The sequence below is a fragment of the Pseudomonas sp. 31-12 genome (assembly GCF_003151075.1).
Lineage (GTDB): Bacteria > Pseudomonadota > Gammaproteobacteria > Pseudomonadales > Pseudomonadaceae > Aquipseudomonas.
In genome coordinates this window covers 3,821,160-3,838,801 of the sequence record NZ_CP029482.1, presented here as the reverse complement: position 1 = coordinate 3,838,801, position 17,642 = coordinate 3,821,160, and the positions used below count along the sequence as shown (strand labels likewise).

The 17,642-nt window shown below is 60.2% G+C and carries 18 protein-coding genes; 11 read left to right on the top strand and 7 right to left on the bottom strand.

Annotated elements, in window-relative coordinates; genetic code table 11:
- Positions 1-30: 30 nt before the first annotated feature.
- Positions 31-1,254, bottom strand: coding sequence for an NADH:flavin oxidoreductase/NADH oxidase family protein (locus DJ564_RS18090; RefSeq protein ID WP_109632069.1), 1,224 nt, complete (start codon positions 1,252-1,254; stop codon positions 31-33).
- Positions 1,255-1,331: 77 nt separating this feature from the next.
- On the opposite strand from DJ564_RS18090, the gene DJ564_RS18085 reads away from it, so the two are divergent.
- Positions 1,332-1,736: a MerR family transcriptional regulator gene (locus DJ564_RS18085; RefSeq protein ID WP_109632067.1), complete on the top strand. Its 405-nt coding sequence runs from the start codon at positions 1,332-1,334 to the stop codon at positions 1,734-1,736.
- Here the strand turns inward: DJ564_RS18085 and DJ564_RS18080 are convergent.
- A complete protein-coding gene (locus tag DJ564_RS18080) occupies positions 1,733-1,990 on the bottom strand; it encodes a DUF2790 domain-containing protein (protein ID WP_109632065.1) in 258 nt (85 codons plus the stop codon). The genes DJ564_RS18085 and DJ564_RS18080 overlap by 4 nt on opposite strands.
- A 62-nt stretch (positions 1,991-2,052) precedes the next feature.
- Positions 2,053-3,591 (bottom strand): MFS transporter, encoded by a 1,539-nt coding sequence (locus DJ564_RS18075; RefSeq protein ID WP_109632063.1) that lies wholly within the window; start codon positions 3,589-3,591, stop codon positions 2,053-2,055.
- A gap of 164 nt (positions 3,592-3,755) precedes the next feature.
- Between DJ564_RS18075 and DJ564_RS18070 the strand changes: the two genes are divergently transcribed.
- Positions 3,756-4,622: a LysR family transcriptional regulator gene (locus DJ564_RS18070; protein WP_109632061.1), complete on the top strand. Its 867-nt coding sequence runs from the start codon at positions 3,756-3,758 to the stop codon at positions 4,620-4,622.
- A 267-nt stretch (positions 4,623-4,889) separates the two neighbouring features.
- Positions 4,890-6,446, top strand: a complete 1,557-nt coding sequence (locus tag DJ564_RS18065; protein WP_109632059.1) for a TerC family protein — start codon at positions 4,890-4,892, stop codon at positions 6,444-6,446.
- 28 nt (positions 6,447-6,474) lie between these two features.
- Here the strand turns inward: DJ564_RS18065 and DJ564_RS18060 are convergent, their stop codons facing one another.
- Positions 6,475-6,906 carry a thioredoxin family protein gene (locus DJ564_RS18060; protein ID WP_109632058.1) on the bottom strand — a complete coding sequence of 144 codons (432 nt, stop codon included), beginning with the start codon at positions 6,904-6,906 and terminating at the stop codon, positions 6,475-6,477.
- Between the two features lie 97 nt (positions 6,907-7,003).
- Positions 7,004-7,429: a hypothetical protein gene (locus tag DJ564_RS18055; protein ID WP_109632056.1), complete on the bottom strand. Its 426-nt coding sequence runs from the start codon at positions 7,427-7,429 to the stop codon at positions 7,004-7,006.
- 432 nt (positions 7,430-7,861) lie between these two features.
- Here DJ564_RS18055 and DJ564_RS18050 point away from each other — a divergent pair, with 432 nt between their 5' ends.
- The 8 genes from DJ564_RS18050 (at position 7,862) to DJ564_RS18015 (ending at position 14,545) form a co-directional block, all read left to right on the top strand.
- On the top strand, positions 7,862-8,710 hold the full coding sequence (locus DJ564_RS18050; protein ID WP_109632054.1) for a transporter substrate-binding domain-containing protein: 849 nt from the start codon (positions 7,862-7,864) through the stop codon (positions 8,708-8,710).
- 54 nt (positions 8,711-8,764) lie between these two features.
- Positions 8,765-9,427: an amino acid ABC transporter permease gene (locus tag DJ564_RS18045; RefSeq protein ID WP_109636084.1), complete on the top strand. Its 663-nt coding sequence runs from the start codon at positions 8,765-8,767 to the stop codon at positions 9,425-9,427.
- Between the two features lie 8 nt (positions 9,428-9,435).
- Positions 9,436-10,098 (top strand): amino acid ABC transporter permease, encoded by a 663-nt coding sequence (locus tag DJ564_RS18040; RefSeq protein ID WP_109632052.1) that lies wholly within the window; start codon positions 9,436-9,438, stop codon positions 10,096-10,098.
- Entirely contained in the window at positions 10,095-10,886 is a 792-nt protein-coding gene (locus tag DJ564_RS18035) for an amino acid ABC transporter ATP-binding protein (RefSeq protein WP_109632050.1), read from the top strand. The genes DJ564_RS18040 and DJ564_RS18035 overlap by 4 nt, the downstream gene beginning before the upstream one ends.
- A 30-nt stretch (positions 10,887-10,916) precedes the next feature.
- Positions 10,917-11,306 carry a RidA family protein gene (locus DJ564_RS18030; protein WP_010460883.1) on the top strand — a complete coding sequence of 130 codons (390 nt, stop codon included), beginning with the start codon at positions 10,917-10,919 and terminating at the stop codon, positions 11,304-11,306.
- Between the two features lie 143 nt (positions 11,307-11,449).
- Positions 11,450-12,214 carry an IclR family transcriptional regulator gene (locus DJ564_RS18025; RefSeq protein WP_109632048.1) on the top strand — a complete coding sequence of 255 codons (765 nt, stop codon included), beginning with the start codon at positions 11,450-11,452 and terminating at the stop codon, positions 12,212-12,214.
- A gap of 39 nt (positions 12,215-12,253) precedes the next feature.
- Positions 12,254-13,471 (top strand): amino acid deaminase, encoded by a 1,218-nt coding sequence (locus DJ564_RS18020; RefSeq protein WP_109632047.1) that lies wholly within the window; start codon positions 12,254-12,256, stop codon positions 13,469-13,471.
- Positions 13,472-13,612: 141 nt separating this feature from the next.
- Complete coding sequence (locus DJ564_RS18015; RefSeq protein WP_109632045.1) at positions 13,613-14,545, top strand: sugar kinase; 933 nt, start codon at positions 13,613-13,615, stop codon at positions 14,543-14,545.
- Between the two features lie 142 nt (positions 14,546-14,687).
- Here DJ564_RS18015 and DJ564_RS18010 read toward each other — a convergent pair whose 3' ends face one another.
- Entirely contained in the window at positions 14,688-14,963 is a 276-nt protein-coding gene (locus tag DJ564_RS18010) for a peptidylprolyl isomerase (protein WP_007898282.1), read from the bottom strand.
- 56 nt (positions 14,964-15,019) lie between these two features.
- Positions 15,020-17,554, bottom strand: coding sequence for a PAS domain-containing protein (locus tag DJ564_RS18005; RefSeq protein ID WP_109632043.1), 2,535 nt, complete (start codon positions 17,552-17,554; stop codon positions 15,020-15,022).
- Positions 17,555-17,642: the final 88 nt, after the last annotated feature.

Genomic DNA, 17,642 nt, shown 5'->3' with positions numbered 1-17,642 from the left:
GTGGCACCCATGACTCACCCGGATGTGTGATTACTTGCCCATCGCCTGCCGGTACTGACGCGTGCGCCGGGCGATGTACAACTGATCGAGGATCAACGCCCATATCGCCGAAACCTGTGGCCGGGTCTTGCGCCCACGGCTCAGGCGATGCAGTTGGAATTTCACCACGGCCATGCTCGCCAGGGCCGCCAGCGGTTTGCGCTTCCAGCGGATCGGCGGCAATTGCGGATGGCTGTCCTGGCCTTCGCGCCAGCGCCTGACCAGCTGCGGTTCGATGGCCAGCGCCGTGCCGATACCGGCCATGGCGATGCCGCTATCGAGCACCTGTTCGACGATGGCCAGGCGTCGAATCCCACCGGTCACCATCACCGGCATACTCGCGACGCTGGCCAGTTCGCCGGCCATTTCCAGAAAGTACGCCTCCCGCGCCAAGGTCCTGCCGTCGCGGGCTTCGCCTTGCATGGCCGGCGCTTCGTAGCTGCCCCCGGAAAGTTCCAGCAAATCGATGTTCTGATCGTTGAGCCACAGGATCACTTGCCGGGCGTCGTCGGCGTCGAAACCGCCGCGCTGGAAGTCCGCCGAGTTGAGTTTTACCGCCACACAAAACTCTGGCGACACGGCCTGGCGAACGGCGCTGACCACGTCCAGCAGCAGACGGGCGCGATTCTCCAGGGAACCGCCCCAACGGTCAGTGCGGCGATTGGTCAACGGCGAGAGAAACTGGCTGAGCAGGTAGCCGTGTGCGGCATGAATCTGCACGCCGGTGAAGCCGGCTTTTTCCGCCAGTGCTGCACTGGTGGCGAAGCGCTGGATGACCTCGGCGATATCGCTTTCCGACATCGGTTTGGGTTCGGCAAACATCTTGGAGAACGAACCCAGGTCCAGCGCCACGGCCGACGGTGCCCAGGCTTGCTGGCCGAGGTTGGCCATGGTCTGCCGGCCAGGATGATTGAGCTGCACCCAAAAGTGCGCACCGCCGGATCGGCCGATGGTCGCCCACTGCCGGAACTGCTCAAGATGCCGTTCGTCTTCCAGCACCACGCCTGCGGGGCCGGTCATGGCGCGGCGATCGATCATCACGTTGCCGGTCAACAGCAGGCCGGTTTCGCCCTTGGCCCAGGCTTGATACAACTGAAACAGCGCACTGGAAGGGGCTTGCCCGGTATCCGCAAGGTTCTCTTCCATTGCGGCTTTGGCGATGCGATTGCCGAGGGTCTGGCCGTTGGGCAAATTCAGCGTTTGGAAAGGCGACATGCTTGACTCCTCATCAGTGATGCGTAGAGGCTAAGCTTAAAGTTAACTTTAATGTCAAGCAGGCAAATGAGGCCGAGATGAAGATTGGTGAATTGGCGCAGTTGAGCGGGTTGAACGCGTCGCGCATTCGGTTTTACGAGGCTCAAGGCCTGATCCGGCAAGTCGAACGCCTGGCCAACGGCTATCGACGTTACCCGCCGCAAGTCCTGCAAACCCTGAAGATCATCCAGTGCGCGCAGCAGGCCGGGTTCAGCCTTGAAGAGCTGAAGTTGTTATTGCCGGACACGGTGACAGGCGAGTTCAAACACGATGAACTGGTGGCGAGCCTGGGGCGCAAAGTCGAACAGATCGAAGCGATGCAACTGCACCTGGCTCAGAGCAAGGCGCAGTTACTGGGGTTGATCGAGAACATCCAGGCACGGCCCGAAGGGATGGCCTGCGGTGAGAATGCCGAGCGGGTGCTGGCGTCGATGAAGCATTAGTTCTGACCAAGGCAGTTTTCGCCAAAGGCCTGGTAACGCAGGACGTGAGTGGTGCCCGCAGTATCAATGTAGGTCATCTCCCGAGGCAGGGGACCGCACCCATCGCTGCTGGTCATGTTGAGCACTTTGGCGATATGAAGCGGGGTCGAATACTTATAGTCCTCGACTTTCGGCGTGCTGGAATTATCGACGGAAGCGGCCGCTGCAACACCGCTCAGACTGATGAGAAACAGGGCGGACAGAATGCGTTTCATGATGGGCTCTCGTAGTGGCTACTGAACGATTTCAGTGGCAGTACGACGAGCCCCGTCGGGGTTTATTCCAGGCCCAGGGAAAAACTTTTCTGTGCCGGGATCGGATTGCGCATCAAGGTGCCAACCACCAACGCCCCCAGCAAGGCCAGCAAACCGGCGACCAAAAGCAGCAGGCTGAAGCCACCGACGAACGCTTGACGTGCCAACGGCTCGACCAACGCACGCGCGGTTTCCGGAAGCAGGTTCATCGCTGCCGTCATGTCACCGGCGACCACCCGTGACGCAATGCCCTTGGACTGTCCGAGCCATTGCGCGTCTTGCGCCGACAGGCTGGTGCGCAACAGCAATTCGGTATGGCTGGACAGCAACGCACCGAAGACGCCGATGGCCAGCACGATCGCGCTGAACCGCATGGTGGTGCTCATGCCGGACGCCATGCCGGTGCGCTCGCGAGGGACGCAGGCCATGATGTTCTTTTGCGTATCGCCATTGAGCAAGCCGGCCCCGGCGCCCGTCACGGCAATGGCCAGGGCGAAGGGCAGGTAGCCGCCGCTGCTGACGGCCCAGGCGCTCAGCAGGTTGCCGCTCCCGACAAGGGTCAAACCCGCCGCCATCAGCGTCGCAGGTGCAAAACGATGGGCAAGGCGAGCGCCGATGCGCGGGCAAATCAACATGGTCACGGCAAACGGCAGCATCCCCAACCCCGACGCGATAGCCGAGAAGCCCAGGCCGTTTTGCAGGTAAAACGGCAACAACGTCATCATCACTTGGGCGCAACCTGCATAGGCAAACATGCCGAGCAGGGCGCCGATGAAACGCGGATGCCTGAACAATTGCAGGTCGACCATCGGCCGCTGCTGCATCCGCTCAATCAGCACGAACAATCCCAACAGCAGGGCGCCACCGATGAGCCGGGCGTAGGTGAGCGGGTTGTTCCAGCCGATGCGGTTGGCCTCGATCAAGCCCCAGATCAGGCACAGCAAACTTGCACTGAACGCCAGGCTGCCCCAAGGATCGAGGCGCGCCGACTGGGTGTCCCGGGATTCCGGCACGGCGCGCCAGACCATGAACATCAGGAACGCGCCCACCGGCAGGTTAAGGTAGAAGATCCAGCGCCAACCGACATATTCGGTGATCACCCCGCCGACCGTCGGCGCGGCGGTCATCGCCACGCCCATGCACGCGCCCCAGAACGCCCAGGCCTTGGCCCGTTCGACTTCGTCGTGAAAGGTGTGGCCGATGGAGGCCAGCGCCGACGTCAACAATAAGGCCGCGCCGACACCCTTGACCGCCCGCGCGATGTCGAGGAACAACGCCGTGGGCGCCGCTCCGCAACCGATGGAGGCGAGGATGAAAATGCCCAGGCCCCACAGCAGCGTTTTCTGCCGGCCAAAGCGGTCGGCGATGCTGCCTGCCGGCAACAACAACGCTGCGAACGCCAGCATGTAGGCGCTGACTACCCATTCAATGTCGGCAAAGTTCGCGCCCAGGTCCCGCGCGATGGTCGGCAGGGTCACGGCCACGATGTTGGTGTCGAGCACGATCAGCGAGCAGACGCCGGAGGCTGTCAGCAGTGTCAGGCGTGGACTGACCCGGCTCATGGTGTGATTGCCTTTTGGGCAAGATCGATGACCGCGACGGCGAAAAGAGGTTTGACGTACATGAGGTTGGCTCTCTACTGTGATTGGCACTGAGCTTATCGCGATCGATTACAGGCTTTATTAGCCTGTTATCGGGATTTCATTACCTTTGAGCTAATGCACCCATGGACATACGGCATTTCCGCTACTTTCTGGCCGTTGCCCGGCAAGGCAACTTTACCCGCGCCGCCGAACAACTCGGTATCGCGCCTCCGACGCTGACTCGACAGATTCAGGACATGGAGAACGAACTCGGCACGCGACTGTTCGTGCGCCAGACCCGTGAAGTCAGCCTGACCGAGGCCGGTGCCGCACTAATGATCGAAGCCGAGGCGACGGTGCGGCAATTCGAGTACGCCCAGCAAAATGCCCAGCGCGCCGGACGCGGCGATATCGGTCATATCGAACTGGGTTACGTGGCGTCGGCGGTGTACTCGGGGGTGCTGCAAAGGCAGGTGCAGGCCTTCAGTCGCGAGTGCCCGGACGTCAGCCTGAACGTGCGGGAAAGCCCCATGGCGTCATTGCCGACCATGGTGGTCGAGGGACGATTCGACATTGGTTACGTCCGCTCGCCCATGACTCTGCCTGACGGCCTGGAGGCCATTCGTCTGAATTCGGAAGGCTTCGTGCTGGCGCTGTCCACCGAGTCCTGGCTGTGTCATCTGCCGGACATCAGTCCCGAGCATCTACAAAGCGAGACGTTCATCCTGCCGGAGCAAATCAGCGGGACGTTGCAAGTCGCCGCCGAGGGCGGGTTTGCACCGAAACTGGGTGCGCAGCCGGGCGGGCTGGTGGCGGTGATTGCGCTGGTGTCGTTGGGGCAGGGCGTGGCGGTGGTGCCGGAGTCGGTGGTCGGGCATGTCGGATTGCCGGGTGTGTTGTACCGGGCGATCAAGGGCTGCGAGGCGACATCGTGGTTGTCGTTGATTCATCGGCGGTTCGAGAAGTCGGCAGCGGTGGTCAGGTACATCGAGCAAGTCAAAAAGCGCTGATTACAATTTTTGTAATGATTTCCAACTGTAGGAAATGTCGCTTTCGCCTGTACGATCCAAGGCCATATTCCTTTCAGGACTTGCATGAACACCCTTTTGGAGCCTCCCGGTTATCCTTTCTCCTCGCGCTTCCACGCGGTCTTGATGCACGCGAAACATCCGGTTTTCCGACTTCCGAATCCCCTTGTCACTTCACCGCCACGGCCTCTGCGCCGCGCCTTGCCGTGCCCGGCTTTCTGAATTTACTGAAGAGATCGAGACGTTTTTATGGAATGGATAGCTGACCCCACCGCATGGCTGGGGCTATTGACCTTGATTGTGCTGGAGCTGGTGCTGGGCATCGACAACCTGGTGTTTATCGCCATCCTGGCCGACAAGCTGCCACCCGAGCAACGTGACCGTGCGCGACTCATCGGTTTGTCCCTGGCGTTGCTGATGCGCCTGGGCCTGCTGGCGAGTATTTCGTGGCTGGTGACCCTGACTCAGCCGTTGTTTGAGGTGTTTGACAAGAGCTTCTCCGGCCGTGACCTGATCATGCTGTTCGGTGGTGTGTTCTTGTTGTTCAAGGCCACCATGGAATTACACGAGCGACTCGAAGGCCATGTCGGCCAGCGCGCTTCCAATGCGGTTTATGCGATGTTCTGGCCGATCGTGGCGCAGATCGTGGTGCTCGATGCGGTGTTCTCCCTCGATGCGGTCATTACCGCTGTGGGCATGGTCGATGAACTGGCCGTGATGATGATCGCGGTGATTATTTCCATCGGCCTGATGATCGTCGCCAGCAAGCCGCTGACCCGTTTCGTCAATGAACACCCGACAGTGATCATGCTCTGTCTGGGCTTTCTGATGATGATCGGCTTCGCGCTGACTGCTGAAGGCTTGGGGTTCCACATTCCGAAGGGCTACCTGTACGCGGCCATCGGTTTCTCCATCCTGATCGAGATCTTCAACCAGATTGCCCGGGCTCGCCGTAAAAAATCGGTGCAGGGCCTGCGACCGATACGTGAGCGCACGGCCCACGCCGTGATGCGTTTGCTGGGTGGCCGCACGCTCGCGGTGGAAGAGGTTGGCGAGGAGATTGCCGACATGCTGGACAACGGTGAAGCACCGAGCACAGGTCTGTTCGACCGGCGCGAACGGGTGATGATCAGTGGTGTGCTGCAACTCGCCGAGCGACCGATCCGCACCTTGATGACCGTGCGCGCTGATGTCGATCACATCGACCTGTCCGATGATGCCGAAGCCATTCGCACGCGCCTGATGAACTCGTCCTATTCACGCCTGCCGCTGATTCGCGATGGCGCGGTGGATGAGCCGCTGGGCTTCGTGCACAAGAAGGAGTTGCTCAAGGAATACCTGGCTGGTAACCAGCCAGGTCTTGAGTATCTGGCTCGCAAGACCATCAATTTGCTGGACAGCTACTCGATCCTCAATGCCTTGGAACAGATGCGCAAAGCCTCGACTCACATTGCGTTCGTGGTCAATGAGTTCGGTGACTTTGTCGGTGTCTTGACCATGACTGACATTCTCGAATCGATTGCCGGCGAGTTGCCGGACGCTAGCGAAATCGAGGGCCCGGATGTGGTCGAGGAGCAGGGTGGGTTCATGGTCAGCGGCGCGTTGAACCTGGCGCGGGTGCAACAGCGGACCGGTTTTGCGGCAGAGCCTACCGATGACTATCAAACCCTGGCCGGGCTGGTGGTCAGCCTGCTGGATCGCCTGCCGATGATCGGTGACAGCCACGAGTGGGAAGGCTGGCGGCTCACGGTGGCGGCGGTTGAGGAGCGGCGGGTGACGCGGGTGTTGCTGGTGCGCGCTGTTTAGATCGTTCCCACGTGTGGGAACGATCCTCTCAAACCCCCATCAACGTTCGCGCCCGAGGAACAGTGCACAGTCTGCGAAGGGTCTGGCGTAACCACGCCAGATCGTGAGCCGGTTTACGGGCCACCGTTGCCGGTCTCACGTTTCCGATGTGCCTGGCGAAGTCTTCCTGCAGGGTTTGTTCAGTGCCGATGCCCTTGAGCTTTTTCAGCAGCTTCCCGTCCTTGTAAAACAGCACGGTCGGTGTCCCGGTGACGCACGGGTGCCGAGGTGATTCACCCGTATCCAGCATGTAGATGTCCGCGTGATGCCGATAAGACTCGGCGATCTGGCGGAAGATCGGCCCGGCCCAATCGCAGGCCGGACAGTGCTGACTGCCAAAGTACAAAATCACTGGACGCCAGGTTTTCAGGGATTTGCGATAGACCGGAGGCAGCGCGTTGTGGGCAGCTATCGAGCGCATTGGAATCTCTTTATTCAACAAACGCACAGGGACTATTTTTAGCGGGGGAGTGAACCTAGGCTGATTACCAATTGATGGCCAGCCTAGGTAGAGCTGCTCAATTTGATAAAGGAATGAGCAAGGCAAAATCAAAACAGGACCCAAACTCGCCTCGGGTACCATCGTTTGCGCTCAACGTTACAATCATCTCGGTGGTGCCAGCAGGCGCGTTGACAATCTGTTCTTGCTTCGTCCATGGAATGCCGCCGCCAATGTTGAAATGAACGGTTTGATTTGAAGGCAGCAACTCCAATGTTGCTCGACACGCGGAACCGCTGTCCGTTTTCATTCGCACGGAAAACTCGAAGTCACCTTCCGCGTTGATTTCGACGCGTTGAGTAATCAGGGCATCGACCTGCAAGGCACAGTGACCCTCTTCAAACCTGACTTTGGCTTGCGAGTTAGGATTCCAGTGCGTACCGCCGTTTAGGAAATTACCGTTGAGCAGTAAATTGGAATTATCTTTTTCGGATTGTTGGGACATTTAAAAACTCCTGTCAGTGGCAATACATCAATTCGGTGTTCCATCACTTGGCATACGCCCCGGCGACGGTGAAGAGATTGAGCGCTGATATCAGCGTCACCACAACTGTCAGATCTGACAGGTAAAGCACACTTCCAGACGAACGGCACCGTGAAAATCGGTATTTCTTCCTCGTTCGCGCTCGCTTCTGAGTGGGTGACAACGCACCCAAATGTGGCCTTGTTACCCAACTTGTTGCTTGGGGTAGCGTTTTCCCACGAACCGCGCAATGCAGCCGTTCAACTTGAATATTAACTATCCGGTTGAATTCATTAGCTTTACCTCACCCCTAGGATTCCGCGCCGATCCTGTGGCACACTTTCTGCTGTCTATTCCGTTGTTACATACCAACGTCCGGTATAGCGGAATAAACATCACCCTGGAGTGCTTGCCATGCATCGCCGACCTTCTTTGTTCAAAGCGTGTATTTTTCTTGTCGCCGCTTCGGCTGCTGCCATGGGCGTGGCCCAGGCGGCGGACAGCAAGCTCGATAGCGTGCTGTCCCGTGGGAAACTGATTGTGGGTACGGGCAGTACCAATGCGCCGTGGCACTTCCAGGGAGCGGATGGCAAGTTGCAGGGGTTCGATATCGATATCGGGAAAATGATTGCCAAGGGGTTGTTCAACGATCCGACCAAAGTTGAATTCGTGGTGCAGTCCTCCGATGCGCGGATTCCCAACCTGCTGACCGACAAGGTCGACATCAGTTGCCAGTTCATCACCGTGACTGCCAGCCGCGCCCAGCAGGTGGCGTTCACCTTGCCGTACTACCGCGAAGGCGTCGGCCTGCTGTTGCCGGCCAACAGCAAGTACAAGGAAATCGAAGATCTCAAAGCGGCGAACGACAGCGTCACCGTGGCCGTGCTGCAGAACGTGTACGCCGAAGAGCTGGTGCACCAGGCACTGCCTAAAGCCAAGGTCGATCAGTACGACAGCGTGGACCTGATGTATCAGGCCGTGAACTCCGGCCGTGCCGACGCCGCTGCCACCGATCAGTCGTCGGTGAAATACCTGATGGTGCAGAACCCTGGCCGCTATCGCAGCCCGACTTACGCCTGGAGCCCTCAGACCTACGCCTGCGCGGTCAAACGCGGCGATCAGGATTGGCTGAACTTCGTCAACACCACCTTGCATGAAGCCATGACCGGCGTTGAGTTCCCGACTTACGCGGCGTCCTTCAAGCAGTGGTTCGGTGTCGATCTGCCGTCGCCAGCCATCGGTTTCCCTGTCGAATTCAAATGATCCCGTGAGAGCGGGGCGGTGATGCATCGCCCCGTTCAAAAGGTACTGCTGACCATGAACTATCAGTTGAACTTTGCCGCCGTGTGGCGCGATTTCGACACCTTGCTGGCGGGGCTCGGTCTGGGCCTCGAACTGGCGCTGGTGTCGATCGCCATCGGTTGCGTGATCGGCCTGATGATGGCGTTTGCTTTGCTGTCAAAGCACCGTGCATTACGGGTACTGGCGTCGGTGTATGTGACGGTGATCCGTAATACGCCGATTCTGGTGTTGATTCTGTTGATCTACTTTGCCTTGCCGAGCCTTGGGATCCGTCTGGACAAGATCCCGTCGTTCATCATCACCCTGTCGCTGTATGCCGGGGCGTACCTGACTGAAGTGTTCCGTGGCGGCTTGTTGAGCATCCCGAAAGGACAACGTGAAGCCGGACTGGCCATCGGTCTCGGTGAGTGGCAGGTCAAGGCCTACGTCACCGTGCCGGTGATGTTGCGCAATGTGTTGCCGGCCTTGTCGAACAACTTCATCTCGCTGTTCAAGGACACCTCGCTGGCCGCTGCGATTGCGGTGCCGGAGCTGACCTATTACGCACGCAAGATCAATGTCGAGAGCTACCGGGTGATTGAAACCTGGATGGTGACCACAGCGCTCTATGTTGCGGCCTGTTACCTCATTGCCATGATGCTGCGTTACCTCGAGCAGCGTCTGGCGATCCGCCGATAGGAGGCCCCATGTACGAATCACCCAGTTGGTTACATGAGTTATGGGTTGCCCGCGAAGTGCTGTGGCAAGGCTTTCTGACCAGTGTGCAGGTCTCGGCCCTGGCGATTTTGCTGGGCACGCTGGTCGGCATTGTCGCCGGTCTGGTGCTGACTTACGGCAAGTTCTGGATGCGCGCGCCGTTCCGGTTTTACGTGGACATTATTCGCGGCACGCCGGTGTTTGTGCTGGTGCTGGCCTGCTTTTACATGGCGCCCGCACTGGGCTGGCAGATCAGTGCGTTTCAGGCCGGCGCCTTGGGGCTGACGCTGTTTTGCGGCTCCCACGTGGCGGAGATTGTGCGCGGTGCGTTGCAAGCGTTGCCCAGCGGCCAGATGGAAGCGAGCAAGGCGATTGGCCTGACGTTTTACCAAGCGCTCGGCTACGTATTGTTGCCCCAGGCGTTGCGGCAGATCCTGCCGACCTGGGTCAACTCCTCCACGGAGATCGTCAAGGCTTCGACCTTGCTGTCGGTCATCGGTGTGGCGGAGTTGCTGCTCAGCACGCAGCAGATCATCGCCCGCACCTTCATGACGCTGGAGTTTTACCTGTTCGCCGGATTTCTGTTTTTCGTCATCAACTACGCCATCGAATTACTCGGCCGGCACATTGAAAAGCGGGTGGCCTTGCCATGACTCAACCTCAAGTTTCGACACAAAACCAGGCCCTGCTGGACATTCGCGGCCTGCACAAACAGTACGGCAAGCTTGAAGTGCTCAAGGGCGTCGACCTGACCATGCAGCGCGGCAACGTGGTCACGCTGATCGGCTCCAGCGGTTCGGGCAAGACCACGCTGCTGCGTTGCGTGAACATGCTCGAAGAATTCCAGGGCGGGCAGATCATGCTCGACGGCGAGTCCATCGGGTATGACGAGGTCAACGGCAAGCGCGTGCGCCACCCGGAAAAAGTCATCGCCCGCCATCGGGCCATGACTGGCATGGCGTTCCAGCAGTTCAACCTGTTCCCACACCTGACCGCGTTGCAGAACGTCACCCTCGGCTTGCTCAAGGTCAAGAAGCTGCACAAGGACGAAGCCGTGGCGCTGGCGGAAAAATGGCTGGAGCGGGTCGGCTTGCTGGAGCGGCGCGACCACTATCCCGGTCAGTTGTCCGGCGGTCAGCAACAGCGCGTGGCGATTGCCCGGGCGATTGCGATGAACCCGAGCCTGATGCTGTTCGACGAAGTGACCTCGGCCCTCGACCCGGAACTGGTCGGCGAAGTGCTGAACGTGATCAAGGGCCTGGCCGATGAAGGCATGACCATGTTGCTGGTCACTCACGAGATGCGTTTTGCCTTCGAGGTGTCGGACAAAATCGTCTTCATGAACCAGGGGCGGATCGAAGAGCAGGGGCCTCCCAAGGAACTGTTCGAACGCCCGCAATCACCGCGTCTGGCGGAATTTCTCAAGAACACGCGGTTCTGACTTTTATCTTTTCAATCAGGAGAAACACTCATGAGCATTACTCGTTACGGCACCGGCAGCACCGCCGCTGGCGGTCAGCCTCGCCCTTTCGCCCGAGCCGTTGAAGCCGATGGCTGGCTGCACGTTTCCGGGCAGGTGCCGGCGGTGGACGGCGAGATCATTACCGGTGGCATCGTCGAGCAGACTCACCAGGCCATGAAGAACCTGATCGCGATTCTCGAAGAGGCCGGTTATGGCCTGGAAGACGTGGTGCGTGCTGGCGTGTGGCTGGAGGATCCGCGGGACTTCACCAGTTTCAACAAGGTGTTTTCCGAGTACTTCAAAAGCGAACACGCACCGGCCCGGGCCTGTGTGCAGGCGAACATGATGGTCGACTGCAAGGTCGAGATCGACTGCATCGCGTACAAGAAAAAGGCCTGAACCGAGGGGCTTCATCGCTAGCAGGCTAGCTCCCACAGGGAAACGCATTCCAAATGTGGGAGCTAGCCTGCTAGCGATGGCGACCTGACGGTTGTCGCTGCACTCCAGGTAAACTCCCGGCACTTTGTATGGGAACCACTGACATGACCGAAGACACCATCAAGCGCCGGGCTCGCGGTCTGGACCGGGCGTTCGATATCCTCGATTTCCTCAAGGAAGTCGGCAAACCGCTGCGCCCGAATGAAATCGCCAGCGGCATCGACAGCCCGAAATCCACGATCTACGAGCTGGTTGCTTCCCTGCTGGAACGACGCATTCTCGAGCCCGTGGGCAAGGACGGTCACGTCTACCTTGGCCGTCAGCTGTACTTCCTCGGGCAGGCACATTTGCGCCATTTCGACCTGACCCGTGAGGCCGATCACGCCTTGCAGGAAATCGTCAGCCAGACCCACGAAACCGCGCAGATGTGCCTGCTCAACGGGCGCAAATACACGGTGGCATTGATGAAAGAGGGCGAGCGGCATTTCCGCATTTCCTCGGACATCGGCGAGAACGCGCCAATCCCCTGGACCGCATCCGGGCGCCTGCTGCTGGCGCACTTGAGCGATCAGGAAATCGTCGACCTGATCGACCACGACGACTTCATCCTGCCCGACGGCGACCGGCTGCCGCTGGAGCAGTTTCTCAAGGAAATCCGTCAGGCTGATATCGATGGCTTTTTCTCCTTCGATAGCGTCGCCGACACCTTCACCCATTGCTTCGCCGCCCCGGTCAAAGACCCCAGCGGCGTGGCCATTGCGACCCTGTGCATCGTCGCCCCGCGGGACGACGCCAAGAACAACTACGACGACTATCGCCGGGTGCTGATCGACAGCGCCAATAGCCTGGCCCGGCGTATCAACGAATAACAGCGGCTGGCTGCAGCCGCGACTGTGAGGAGTTCGACCATGTCTTCTGCCCAACATACTGCTGCCGTGGAAAAGGGCTTTGCCCAGACCGGCGCCAACCTGGTACGCGACGTCAGCCTGCCTGCGCTGGTGCTGCACCGCGAAGCGCTTGAGCACAACATTCGCTGGATGCAAGCGTTTGTCAGCAACAGCGGCGCCGAACTCGCGCCCCACGGCAAAACCAGCATGACCCCAGCGCTGTTCCGCCGCCAACTGGCCGCCGGCGCCTGGGGTATCACCCTGGCCAGCGCCACGCAAACCCGCGCGGCCTATGCCCATGGCGTGCGTCGGGTGCTGATGGCCAACCAACTGGTCGGCACGCCGAACATGGCGCTGATCGCCGATTTGCTGGCGGACCCGACCTTCGATTTCCATTGCATGGTCGATCATCCGGACAACGTCGCCGACCTCGGCGCGTATTTCGCCTCTCGCGGTGTGCGCTTGAACGTGATGATCGAGTACGGCGTGGTGGGTGGCCGTTGCGGTTGCCGCACGGAAGAGGAAGTGGTCGCGCTGGCCAAAGCCATCGGCGCACAACCGGCGTTGGCGTTGACCGGTATCGAAGGCTACGAAGGTGTGATCCATGGTGATCATGCGGTCACGGGCATTCGTGAATTCGCTGCGTCCCTGGTGCGTCTGGCCGTGCAGTTGCAGGACAGCGGCGCCTTTGCGATTCCCAAGCCGATCATCACCGCCTCGGGTTCGGCCTGGTACGACTTGATCGCTGAGTCCTTCGAAGCGCAGAACGCGGGTGGACGTTTCCTCAGCGTATTGCGCCCCGGCAGCTACGTGGCTCACGACCATGGCATCTACAAAGAAGCGCAATGCTGCGTGCTCGACCGGCGCAGCGATCTGCACGAGGGCCTGCGCCCGGCGCTGGAAGTCTGGGCGCATGTGCAGTCGTTGCCGGAGCCGGGTTTCGCGGTGATCGCCCTGGGTAAACGCGACGTGGCTTATGACGCCGGTTTGCCGGTGCCATTGTTGCGTTACAAGGCCGGCGTGGTGCCGGCGATTGGCGACGACGTGAGTGCCTGCAAGGTGACAGCGGTGATGGACCAGCATGCGTTCATGACCGTGGCGACTGGGGTTGAATTGCGAGTGGGCGACATTATTTCGTTCGGCACGTCGCACCCGTGCCTGACGTTCGACAAATGGCGCACGGGATGTCTGGTGGATGAGCAGTTGAACGTCATCGAAACCATGGAAACCTGTTTCTAAGGCTTGAGACCGAGGTGCGGCCTTCGCGGGCAAGCCCGCTCCCACAGGGATCTTGTGAACGCTGAAGATCCAATGTGAGAGCGGGCTTGCTCGCGAAGGCGGCCGACCAGACAACACCGCAATACCAGAGACCCCACAACAATGAACACCATCAACACCCTCGGCCCCAACATCCCGCGCATCGCCCTGATCGGCGAGTGCATGATCGAGCTGCAACAGCGCGCCGACGGCACGCTGCAACAAAGCTTCGGCGGCGACACCCTCAACACCGCGGTCTATTTGTCCCGGGAACTGGGCGCGAGCGGCGTCGTCGATTACGTCACCGCGCTGGGCGACGACAGTTTCAGCGATGCCATGTGCCAGACCTGGGCCGATGAAAACATCGGGCTCAGCATGGTCCAGCGCCTGCCCGGGCGACTGCCCGGTTTGTACTGCATCCAGACCGATGCGGCTGGCGAGCGACGTTTCCTCTATTGGCGCAACGAAGCGGCCGTGCGCGATTGCTTTACCACGCCAGCCGCCGCGCCGATCCTGGCCGCGCTGCCGGATTACGACGTGCTGTATTTCAGCGGCATTACCCTGGCGGTGCTCGGTGTGCAAGGTCGGGAGAAGTTGCTGGAAACCCTGATCGAGGCCCGGCAGCGGGATGCGCGGATCGTCTTCGACAACAACTATCGACCTCGCCTGTGGGCGTCAGTCGAAGAGGCACGGGCGGCTTATCGCAGCGTCTTGCCCTATGTTGACTTGGCGTTGTTGACGGTTGATGACGAGCAGGCTCTGTTCCATTTTTCCGATTGCGAGGCGGTGTTTGCCGCTTACGAACAGATTGGCACACCCGAAGTGGTGCTCAAGCGCGGTGCCGAGGCGTGTCTGATTCGCTGTGCTGGCGAGTCGTTTGAAGTGCCGGCGCAGAAGGTCGAGCGGGTGGTGGACACCACGGCGGCGGGGGATTCCTTCAGTGCGGCGTATCTGGCCAGCCGGCTCAAGGGTGGGAGTGCGGTTGAAGCGGCTGAAGCGGGGCATCGGTTGGCGAGTCGGGTGATTCAGGTGCCCGGAGCGCTGATCCCGAGATGATCCGTGGATGGCCGCTGGCTGCGCCATCGGATCGCGGGCAAGCCCGCTCCCACAGGATTTGTGGTGTGGCTGCTATCCCATGCGACTCAAAAACCCCTGTGGGAGCGGGCTTGCCCGCGATGAGGCCTTTAAGCCAAACCCATCAATCCCGGTAAAACACCTGCACCAGGTGATACCCGAACTTGCTCTTGATCGGTCCATGCACCACGCGCAGCGGTTTTTTAAAGATCACCGCATCGATCACCCCGACCATTTGCCCTGGCCGCACTTCACCCAGGTCGCCGCCGCGTTTGCCGGACGGGCAGGTGGAGTATTTCTTGGCCAGCACATCAAAGGCTTCGCCCTTGGCGATGCGTTGTTTGAGCTGCTCGGCTTCTTCCGAGGTTTTCACCAGAATATGGCGGGCTTGAGCTTTCATGGGGCGTACCTTGCAACATTGGTGGCGGCGGGGGCGCGCGATTATGCCTCAACTCACTACGGTTGGCCGATCATCGTGCGAATCTTGTTGGCCAGCAGGTCGATGGAAAACGGTTTGGCCACCATGTCCATGCCTTCTTCCAGGAAGCCCTGGCGCTCGGCGGCTTTCTCCGCGTAACCGGTCATGAACAACACTTTGAGTTCGGGGCGGTGCTGACGCGCGATTTCTGCCAGCTGTCGACCGTTCATTCCCGGCAAGCCGACGTCGGTCACCAGCAGATCGACCCGCAGGTTGGATTCCAGCAAGGGCAGGGCGGTCTTCGCGTCCTCGGCTTCGTGGGCGTGATAGCCCAGCTCGTTGAGGAGGTCGAGCACCAGCATGCGCACTGCCGGGTCATCTTCCACTAACACCACGGTCTCACCGGCAATCGCTGGCGGCGCTTCGCCCGTCAACGGCATCAGCACGTTTTCCGGTTCCATGGCATAAAACCGCGGCAAGTACAGGCGAACGCTGGTGCCCTTGCCCGGCAAACTGAACAGGCTGACGTGCCCGCCTGATTGCTGGGCAAACCCGTAAATCATCGACAACCCCAGGCCGGTACCCTGGCCGATGGGTTTGGTGGTGAAGAACGGGTCAAAAGCCTTGGCCAGCACCGACGGTGTCATCCCGGTGCCGTTATCGCTGACGGCAATCATCACGTAATCCCCGGCCTTGACCGGTTCCAGTGTGGTGATGTCGCTGCCGTCGAGGTACACGTTGGCGGTTTCGATCAACAACTCGCCGCCATCGGGCATGGCGTCCCGGGCGTTGATGACGAGGTTGAGCAGAGCGTTTTCCAGTTGACTGACGTCGGTGCTCACCGGCCACACCTCGTCGGCCAGCAGCAGTTTGAGCTCGATGTGGTCGCCCTTGGTTCGGCTGAACAAATCTTCCAGGGAGTGCACCAGCGTATTGGCATTCAGCGGCTTGCGATCTAGCGACTGGCGCCGTGAGAACGCCAGCAGGCGATGGGTCAGGGCCGCGGCGCGATTGGCTGAGGACACCGCGGCTTCTGTGAAACGGCCAATCTCGGCGGCGCGCCCGTCAGCGATATAGCGCTGCATCAGGTCGAGGCTGCCGATAATCCCGGTCAGCATGTTGTTGAAATCGTGGGCGATGCCGCCGGTGAGCTGGCCAACCGCTTCCATCTTCTGCGCATGGCGAAGGGCATCTTCGGCGCGCTCACGTTCGAACATCTCGTTTTGCAGCCGCTGGTTGGCTTCGGCCAGTTGCTGGGTACGGGCGGCGACCCGTTCCTCAAGGGTTTCGTTGAGATTGCGCAGGGCTTCTTCGGTCTGTTTGCGCTCGGTTTCGTCGATCACGAAGATGTAAAAACCATTCACCGCCCCGTCGGCACCGTGGCGCGGCAAATAATTCATCAGGGCATGGCGGATGCTGCCGTCCCGGTGCGGGGTGCTGATGCTGAAACAGCACGGCTTGCCCGTCATTGCCAAGGCGATGTGCTCGGCGCGCAAGGCATAGGCTTCTTCGCCCAACACTTCACGAATGGTCCGGCCGTAGAGTTCCTGGGGCGTCAGGCCATACCAGTCGAGATAAGCGGCGTTGTTCAAGCGAAAGCGCTCTTCGCTGTCCACGTAGCTGATCAGAATGGGCATGGCGTTGATGATCAGTTGCAGCTCGGTCTGGCTCTGGCGCAGGGCTTGCTCGGTGAGTTTACGTTCGGTCAGATCCAGCGCGGCGCCGAGGAACCGAATCGGCCGGCCGTGGTGGTCCTTGTAGCATCGACCGCGGGCAAACACCCAGCGCAGGTGGCCGTCGGGTCGCAGCAGCCGATATTCCTCGGCGTATTCCGTGCCGTGGGTAATGGAGTATTTGATGCTGCGGGCGACCATCGCGCGGTCTTCCGGGTGCACGGCCTGGAGGTAGGCGCTGATGGGCAACTGACTGGCGAGCAGCGGGTCGATGTTGTGCAATTCGGCGAAGTGGGTGTCGGCAATGAAGCGGTCTTCGCCAATGTCCCAGTCCCAGGTTCCGACGGCGTCGGTGGCTGCCAGTGCCAGTTGCAGGCGCTCTTCGGTTTCGTGCTGGGCCTTGAGGCTGGCGGCTGAACGCTGTTCCAGTTCCAGCGCGATGCGGCGGCGTTCATTGGTTTCGATGGCGGTGACCAGAATGCCAGCGACCTGAGCGTTTTCATCGCGAATCGGGCTGTAGGTCAGGTCGAGCCAGAAGTCGGAATCACCTTCGTCGCGCTGCAAGGTAAAGCGTTGTTCGCTGTAGGTTCGCACCTGTCCTTGTAGGACGGCGCTGTAAATGGGGTCGGTAAAGTCCTGGAGTTCAGGCCAGATCTGGTGCGTCGGTTGTCCGAAAGCGTGTGGATGCTTGCTGCCGGCAAGCAGGGCGAAGCCGTCGTTGTAGATCTGTGTGAGCTGCGGGCCCCACAGCAAGAGCATGGGCATCGGTGAGTGAATCACGATGTCCACCGCGGTGCGCAGGCTCTGTGGCCAGGTACTGGCAGCGCCCAGCGGGGTGCGTGTCCAGTCCAGTCTGGCGATCAAGGCCTGGGCATCGCTGCCCGTCGGTGATGCGTTCATCAAATTGTCCTGCGCTTAAGTCGGTGTGGCGGCGTCTACTATCCTTGCAGGGCGGTAGACGCTGGATGACCTGTTTGGGGTCATTGTT

What these genes read in the sequence shown, in the direction of transcription:
- DJ564_RS18090 (WP_109632069.1), bottom strand. Translation starts at nt 1,254, where the DNA reads ATGTCGCCTTTCCAAACGCTGAATTTGCCCAACGGCCAGACCCTCGGC.
- DJ564_RS18085 (WP_109632067.1), top strand. Translation starts at nt 1,332, where the DNA reads ATGAAGATTGGTGAATTGGCGCAGTTGAGCGGGTTGAACGCGTCGCGC.
- DJ564_RS18080 (WP_109632065.1), bottom strand. Translation starts at nt 1,990, where the DNA reads ATGAAACGCATTCTGTCCGCCCTGTTTCTCATCAGTCTGAGCGGTGTT.
- DJ564_RS18075 (WP_109632063.1), bottom strand. Translation starts at nt 3,591, where the DNA reads ATGAGCCGGGTCAGTCCACGCCTGACACTGCTGACAGCCTCCGGCGTC.
- DJ564_RS18070 (WP_109632061.1), top strand. Translation starts at nt 3,756, where the DNA reads ATGGACATACGGCATTTCCGCTACTTTCTGGCCGTTGCCCGGCAAGGC.
- DJ564_RS18065 (WP_109632059.1), top strand. Translation starts at nt 4,890, where the DNA reads ATGGAATGGATAGCTGACCCCACCGCATGGCTGGGGCTATTGACCTTG.
- DJ564_RS18060 (WP_109632058.1), bottom strand. Translation starts at nt 6,906, where the DNA reads ATGCGCTCGATAGCTGCCCACAACGCGCTGCCTCCGGTCTATCGCAAA.
- DJ564_RS18055 (WP_109632056.1), bottom strand. Translation starts at nt 7,429, where the DNA reads ATGTCCCAACAATCCGAAAAAGATAATTCCAATTTACTGCTCAACGGT.
- DJ564_RS18050 (WP_109632054.1), top strand. Translation starts at nt 7,862, where the DNA reads ATGCATCGCCGACCTTCTTTGTTCAAAGCGTGTATTTTTCTTGTCGCC.
- DJ564_RS18045 (WP_109636084.1), top strand. Translation starts at nt 8,765, where the DNA reads ATGAACTATCAGTTGAACTTTGCCGCCGTGTGGCGCGATTTCGACACC.
- DJ564_RS18040 (WP_109632052.1), top strand. Translation starts at nt 9,436, where the DNA reads ATGTACGAATCACCCAGTTGGTTACATGAGTTATGGGTTGCCCGCGAA.
- DJ564_RS18035 (WP_109632050.1), top strand. Translation starts at nt 10,095, where the DNA reads ATGACTCAACCTCAAGTTTCGACACAAAACCAGGCCCTGCTGGACATT.
- DJ564_RS18030 (WP_010460883.1), top strand. Translation starts at nt 10,917, where the DNA reads ATGAGCATTACTCGTTACGGCACCGGCAGCACCGCCGCTGGCGGTCAG.
- DJ564_RS18025 (WP_109632048.1), top strand. Translation starts at nt 11,450, where the DNA reads ATGACCGAAGACACCATCAAGCGCCGGGCTCGCGGTCTGGACCGGGCG.
- DJ564_RS18020 (WP_109632047.1), top strand. Translation starts at nt 12,254, where the DNA reads ATGTCTTCTGCCCAACATACTGCTGCCGTGGAAAAGGGCTTTGCCCAG.
- DJ564_RS18015 (WP_109632045.1), top strand. Translation starts at nt 13,613, where the DNA reads ATGAACACCATCAACACCCTCGGCCCCAACATCCCGCGCATCGCCCTG.
- DJ564_RS18010 (WP_007898282.1), bottom strand. Translation starts at nt 14,963, where the DNA reads ATGAAAGCTCAAGCCCGCCATATTCTGGTGAAAACCTCGGAAGAAGCC.
- DJ564_RS18005 (WP_109632043.1), bottom strand. Translation starts at nt 17,554, where the DNA reads ATGAACGCATCACCGACGGGCAGCGATGCCCAGGCCTTGATCGCCAGA.